At 68.6% G+C, this 5,348-nt stretch carries 9 protein-coding genes; 4 read left to right on the top strand and 5 right to left on the bottom strand.

The genetic code is table 11. The features are described from left to right. The first annotated feature begins 897 nt into the window (after positions 1–897). Both AOK09_RS40125 and AOK09_RS12985 read left to right on the top strand, forming a co-directional pair. A complete protein-coding gene (locus AOK09_RS40125; protein WP_157875883.1) occupies positions 898–1,275 on the top strand; it encodes a hypothetical protein in 378 nt (125 codons plus the stop codon). A gap of 107 nt (positions 1,276–1,382) precedes the next feature. Beyond that, positions 1,383–1,577, top strand: a complete 195-nt coding sequence (locus tag AOK09_RS12985) for a DUF6011 domain-containing protein (RefSeq protein ID WP_055587322.1) — start codon at positions 1,383–1,385, stop codon at positions 1,575–1,577. Between the two features lie 186 nt (positions 1,578–1,763). On the opposite strand, the gene AOK09_RS40120 is transcribed toward AOK09_RS12985, so the two are convergent. Then, positions 1,764–2,084 carry a hypothetical protein gene (locus AOK09_RS40120; protein ID WP_157875882.1) on the bottom strand — a complete coding sequence of 107 codons (321 nt, stop codon included), beginning with the start codon at positions 2,082–2,084 and terminating at the stop codon, positions 1,764–1,766. A 337-nt stretch (positions 2,085–2,421) separates the two neighbouring features. Here AOK09_RS40120 and AOK09_RS12975 point away from each other — a divergent pair, with 337 nt between their 5' ends. Next, positions 2,422–2,649 (top strand): MerR family transcriptional regulator, encoded by a 228-nt coding sequence (locus AOK09_RS12975; protein WP_055587320.1) that lies wholly within the window; start codon positions 2,422–2,424, stop codon positions 2,647–2,649. A gap of 836 nt (positions 2,650–3,485) precedes the next feature. Beyond that, complete coding sequence (locus AOK09_RS12970; RefSeq protein WP_055587319.1) at positions 3,486–3,743, top strand: hypothetical protein; 258 nt, start codon at positions 3,486–3,488, stop codon at positions 3,741–3,743. 108 nt (positions 3,744–3,851) lie between these two features. Here AOK09_RS12970 and AOK09_RS40115 read toward each other — a convergent pair whose 3' ends face one another. Genes AOK09_RS40115 through AOK09_RS12950 form a run of 4 tightly spaced genes read right to left on the bottom strand, consistent with a single transcriptional unit; the run spans position 3,852 to position 5,321 of the window. Beyond that, the gene (locus tag AOK09_RS40115) at positions 3,852–4,271 is read right to left on the bottom strand and encodes a hypothetical protein (RefSeq protein WP_157875881.1); all 420 of its coding nucleotides are present in this window, start codon (positions 4,269–4,271) and stop codon (positions 3,852–3,854) included. Next, positions 4,262–4,708, bottom strand: a complete 447-nt coding sequence (locus AOK09_RS12960; RefSeq protein ID WP_055587317.1) for a hypothetical protein — start codon at positions 4,706–4,708, stop codon at positions 4,262–4,264. Before AOK09_RS12960 ends, AOK09_RS40115 begins: the two co-directional genes overlap by 10 nt. Further along, positions 4,705–5,046 carry a helix-turn-helix domain-containing protein gene (locus tag AOK09_RS12955; protein ID WP_055587316.1) on the bottom strand — a complete coding sequence of 114 codons (342 nt, stop codon included), beginning with the start codon at positions 5,044–5,046 and terminating at the stop codon, positions 4,705–4,707. Before AOK09_RS12955 ends, AOK09_RS12960 begins: the two co-directional genes overlap by 4 nt. After that, entirely contained in the window at positions 5,043–5,321 is a 279-nt protein-coding gene (locus AOK09_RS12950) for a hypothetical protein (RefSeq protein ID WP_055587315.1), read from the bottom strand. Before AOK09_RS12950 ends, AOK09_RS12955 begins: the two co-directional genes overlap by 4 nt. Between the last annotated feature and the right edge of the window lie 27 nt (positions 5,322–5,348).

Below are 5,348 nucleotides of genomic sequence, written 5' to 3'. Positions count from 1 at the left end.
GCCCCCACCCTCCCCCCGGTGGGGGCCGAGGCGCATCCCGACTGATTTAGGCGCAGTGGAGGCTAGCCACCTCATTGCAGTGCCAGATCGCTGGCTGCGTCTCCCGCTCACGTCCACGCCTTGGCCTCTTGGTGCTACGCGAGGCTGGCATCATGTCGGGTCATGACACCTGGTGCAGCGCCGCTGCGGAGTGCGGGCTCAGCCGTCCCCGGGCAGGCGGGCTCGCAACGAACTCGGCGCAGAGACTCTTCCCGTGCAGATGACCGTCTGCAGACGCTGCTCGACGACTGCGAAGACTTGGGCCTCAGCGGCTCGGTCACGTCGAGGATCAAGATTGCACTGCGCTCCCGGTCTATCGCAGCGAGATGGGAAACGCTCGGAAGCGTAAGCGGGTTTTCCCGGGCGGCTCCCTTTTATTTTGTCAGCTTCAGCCTCGTCACGTTCAGCATTATTTCGCTGGTAGATCCTGGACGTGACCCTTCGGCTCGCACATGGGGGAGATTGCTGCGAACGATCCCGGGCGCCCTGCGGGGGGCGGTGAGCTTCTGGTGGAGCCTCACGCAGGCGGCCGACTGGCGGCATGTGTTGCTGTGGATGCTAGTTCAAGGGTCAGTGGTTTCCGTCATTGCGGCGGCAGGGGCGGCTGTAGAAAAGCGGACGCGGGGGTTGAGGCGGCAGCGCAAGCTGCTCGCGCGGGTTCGCCGGTACGAACTAGTCGAGTTGTGCGCAGAGGCAGTTCACTTTTGTGTGCTATCGCAGTGCGGCGGGGAGCGTCGACGAGCGCTGGGCGCCAAAGATCTTGGGAAGACGATGCGTACGGTCCGCCGCGAACTTCTAAATGCGCATGAAAGCCGAGCGATGGTGCCTCGATGGTCACACCGAAGCCGGGCATTGAGGATGCACGAGAAACACGTAGAATTACTCCTCCGCGCGCTAGAATCGAAAATTGACAGCGCACCTCGCGAGGCATACAAAGAACTCGCCGACGCTCTACTCACTGTCGCTGATCGCTACTGCGCTGGCCGCCTTGGACAGCTTCTCGACGAGGAGCAACTCGCAGGGGTGCAGCCTCCAGCGCGGCGAGAGACCCTGTACTGGGCGCTCTCACTTCTGCTCACAGGCGGCGCCGTCGCTGGATTGGCCATCTGGGGGATCATCCCGGACGGTGCCGAGACGATCGTGTACTCGGTTGTGGTCGCTCTTGGTTTGACGATCGCCTTCCCTGCGAACAGGTCTCGCCTGCTTGAGGTTCTCGGAGCCTTCGGTGGTGCCTGACTGTGTGGCAGCTGAGGCCTGCAACTCGCGCACGGCCGACAGACCTCCAGGCTGATGCCGATGCCATGTTGGGCACGTCCTTCCTGAGGTCGTGTGAGGATCTCCCTGTGGATTCCAACCTCGTCCCGATCGCGCTGCTGTCCGGACGCCCGCTGGTGCGCTGCCGGGCCTGCCGCCGGCCGCTGCGCGACCCGGAGTCGCGGGCGCTGCGCCTGGGCCCGGAGTGCCAGGTCGTGGAGCTGCGCGATCCGCCGAACGAGGTCGAGCAGGAGACGCTGCCCGGGCTCGAACCAGCCGGATGACGGGCGCAGCAGGAAGGCCCTGCCGCGGTGATGCGGCAGGGCCTCGGCTGTGGGGGGTCAGCCCCAGGTGGAGTCGAAACCCCACGACGAGTCGCAGTTCCAGGTCGTGTCGGCCATGGCAGCCACCTTCAGTGGTGTGGATCGTGCCGGGAGGCTAGCACCGCGCTCTGGCAGGCGGGGCCCCGATCACGCGGCCGGCTGATCCTTCCGACGCTGCTGCTTCGGCAGACCCATCGCCGCTCGCCGACCGTCCCGCACGATCGCGTCGACCGTGCCTTTGCCCAGCCCCAACCGCTTCGCCACCACCGCCGGGGGAACCCCCTTGCGCACGACCCCGTAGATCCATCGGTCGCGGCGGTCGACACGGGACCAGTACAGATCCTGGCGAGTCACCAGGCGCTCTACGACTGACAACCACCAGGTCACTCCGTGCCCCCACCACAGTCGCGCCCGGTGTCGCCACGAACTCCCGCCGGCCTGTGCAGGCTTTTCCAGCGGCACCGCCATTGCTGCCCCCTCCCCGGGGCTGGCACTCCCAGTCCCCACCAGTGCAGGGTGGCGGCCGGCTGGTGGGGCGGTACAGGTGGCATATGCGGCGCAGGGTCGCCCAGCAGGCGCGCACCCCGGCGCGGCCAGCCTCGTTGAGCCTGGCGTGAGCCACCCCGCGCCGACCACGCTGTACGACATCATCGGTCCGCCGACGCCCGCCCAAGCCCGCCGCCTGCTCCAGCTCCTTGCACTCCACTACCCACTGTCTGACAGCGAGGAACCGCAACCCGGCGGCCTGGACCAGCCCCGTGACACCAGCTCACGCCTTCCGCCGGCCGATGAGCGTTGCAGCTGCATGACCGACCGGCCCATCCCGCCCGGATACCACCGTGTCAAGGAGGCCGCAGCCATCCTCGGCGTCGGCGAGCGCTTCCTGCGCGACGGCTTCAACCACGGCGGCTTCCCCGGCGCACGGATGAGCGGATATCTGATCTTCAGCGACGACGATCTCGCGGAGATCTACCGCATGCACCGGGTCCCGGCCCGGCAGGTGCCGCGCCGGCGCCGAGGTGCTGGAGGGTGAGGGCTGGTGGTGGTGTGCGGCACTCTGGCGGTATGGACGACAACCGCCTGCCCTCCGTCCCGAGCTTGCGGTAAGGCCTGCCCTGACATGCCGGATTTCTGGTACGTGTGCCATGCGGTGATGCGCCTCGTGACGGAGGCGCCTCTTGCGTTCCAGGGCCGTCAGCTGATGGGTGGCGGAGGAGGTGCTGTCCACGCCCACCATGTCGCCCATGTTCCGCATCGGTCAGGCCGGGTTCGTCGTGCAGATTCCGGGCGGACGGCGGAGTGGCGAGTGGGGCTGCACCGTCCCGGTGCTGTCTTCTGCGGGGGCGTTTTGCCCCAGTTGTAGCAGGGGATCCGCGGTAAGCCACCGCAGTCCCTTTCGAAAGGTTGCGCCAAACATACGTTCGAGTGAATTTCCCGCAGGTCACCTGACTTGATCAAGGGTCTCGGTGTATCGCCAGCGCCGCGCAAACGTTCGACAAGGGGTGCCTAGTTGCGCCCTACACCTCGGGACTCCCCGTGCGAAAGCCCTGATAGGGCGGCACTCCCGGCTGCTGGAGAGTGTCCGGCTTCGCTCCTCCACGGTGACCAGCGGCGATTGCGCGGGGTGAGCCGGGGGCTACGGACACACCACCGCAGTGCTTGCAGCAGACCCCACATCTCGTGGCTAGAGTGATGTCCACGCCCACAGGTTGTGGTCCCTCTGGGGCCCGACCGTCCGGGCGTCGCCTACACTCGTTCGACGTCACCACCGCACTCCTGACGACGCCTCACCTAAGCACGGGGCCCCTCGTCGGCCCCGCTGGCGGACCGGCCCCACCAGGGCAGGCCGTCCGGAAGAAGGGGGGCGCGGTGACGCGCTTCACCCAGGACCCCGAGGGGTCCGACCCGGGTCCGGAAGACTCCACCGAGGAGCCCAAGGACCCCGACCAGCATCCGGCCAACATCCCTCGCGGCAAGCGGCTCAAGCGTTACGCCCACTGGCTCATGGTGGCGCTCACCATCGGATCCCTGATCATCGGGGACTGGAGCGACATCGAGCACCTGCGGGAACGCCACAGGCCCAGCCACACGGTGGTGACCAGGCCCGTGATGCGGGTCGAATCCTGAACTACCGGATCCACTCGCCAAAGTTCAGCCGGTAGTTCTCGCGGTTCCCTGTCTGCAATCCCACTTTGGTGGGAGCGACTCGGAAACGGTAACAGCCGAAGGTGAGCATCACCATGTGACGTCACCGACTCGTTGCCGTTCGGGCCCCGACCCGCAGGTCGGGGCCCGGCCGTTTTTCACCGCCGGTCCGGGCTGCGCCCCAGCGGCAGCATCTGCGCGAGCGCGCTGGCTGCGGCGGCCGAGTCGGTCGGGTACAGGCGTAACCACACTACCCAGGACCGCGGCGGCGACGTCACTCACGGGCTCCGCGGTGTGGTCGGGGTGAGGTCGGCCGTAGACGATGCCAGGTGGCAGTCCTGGTTCGGCGACGAGCGGGATCCCGGTGAGCAGACCGACCGAGCCGAACCACGCCGGCGCAGCGGGCAGCTCGGGCAACCGCTCCCGGAGAGCCGCGGTGAGCAGGTCGAGGGTGGCGGGCTCGGCCGCGATCTCCTGGATGGGCTCGATCGGCACGAAGATCAGCTGCACGTCGAGCTCCCGGTGCCGGGGTGAGGCGGTACGAGGTGGACCAGGCCGAGGTCGGGGGTGATCTCGTCGGCGATGTCCGCCAGGGCGTGGCCGGCGGCGGAGATCCTTGCCCGCAGCACTCGGGGTGGGAGGTCGGCGTACTGCGGGCCGGCGATGCGCAGGAGGAGTCGGGATAGTTCGTGGAGGTGCTCGACGGGGTCGCGGCTGGGCCCGGACGGGGCGTCGGGGACGGTCGTCGGACGGGTGTCGACGGCCGTCAGGGCGCCGGGTTGAAGACGCAGGTCAACGGGCGTCCGACAGGCGTCGGCGAACGCGTCTGCGACGGCGTCCCGGGTCGCGGCCGGGACCGGCCTCGGGAAGGCCAGCACACCGCCGTCGACCGCGCGGTCGTCACGCTGCAGAGGACGCGCGCTGCGGCGCAGCAGGGAACGGATCAACGGACAGGGTCCTTCCGGGTCGGCCCACCGCGATGGCAGGCATTGCAGGTGAATCCGGCGGGTGGGTGGCCGTCACAGATCTGGCACCGCATCGCTGCGTCCAGGAGCGCGGCCAGCGGTAACCCGAACACCTGGGCTGCGGCGACCAGCAGGTCGACCGACACCGTCTTGCGGTCGCCGGACTCCGTCTCGGCCACGCCCACCCGGTCCAGGGGGTAGCCGGCTTCGGTGAGGGCCTGGGCGAGGGCGGACTGGGAGAGGTTGCGGTGCTCCCGGTGGTGGCGGATCTGGGTGGCGACGTGGCGGCTGATGGGCAGGTCACGCTGCAGACGGGTCACGGGGTGCCGGTCCAGGGGTGGGTGAGGGGGGTCCGGCGTCGGGCTGCTGCGGGTTGGTACCGGCCGTCGGGGCCGCGGAGGTGGACGGTGTAGAGGATTTCGCCGTCTCGGATGGTGATGGGGACGTCGGCGGGGATGTCCTGGGGCTCGATGCCGTTCCTGACGAGCCATGCGGCGACGGCCAGGGCGCGGGGGTCCGTGTGGTGGCCGGAGCCGTCCCACACCGTGCGGGTGGGCTCGGTGGCAGGGGCCTCGGTGTGGCTTTCGGTCGTCACTGGTCGTCCTTCGGGTCGCCGGGGAGG

This window comes from Peterkaempfera griseoplana (assembly GCF_001418575.1).
GTDB classification, from domain to species: domain Bacteria; phylum Actinomycetota; class Actinomycetes; order Streptomycetales; family Streptomycetaceae; genus Peterkaempfera; species Peterkaempfera griseoplana.
This window is presented reverse-complemented; position numbering and strand designations above follow the sequence as displayed.

Coding starts and splice junctions, on each gene's coding strand:
- AOK09_RS40125 (WP_157875883.1), top strand. CDS start 898: ATGCACGAGAAACACGTAGAATTACTCCTCCGCGCGCTAGAATCGAAA.
- AOK09_RS40120 (WP_157875882.1), bottom strand. CDS start 2,084: ATGGCGGTGCCGCTGGAAAAGCCTGCACAGGCCGGCGGGAGTTCGTGG.
- AOK09_RS12975 (WP_055587320.1), top strand. CDS start 2,422: ATGACCGACCGGCCCATCCCGCCCGGATACCACCGTGTCAAGGAGGCC.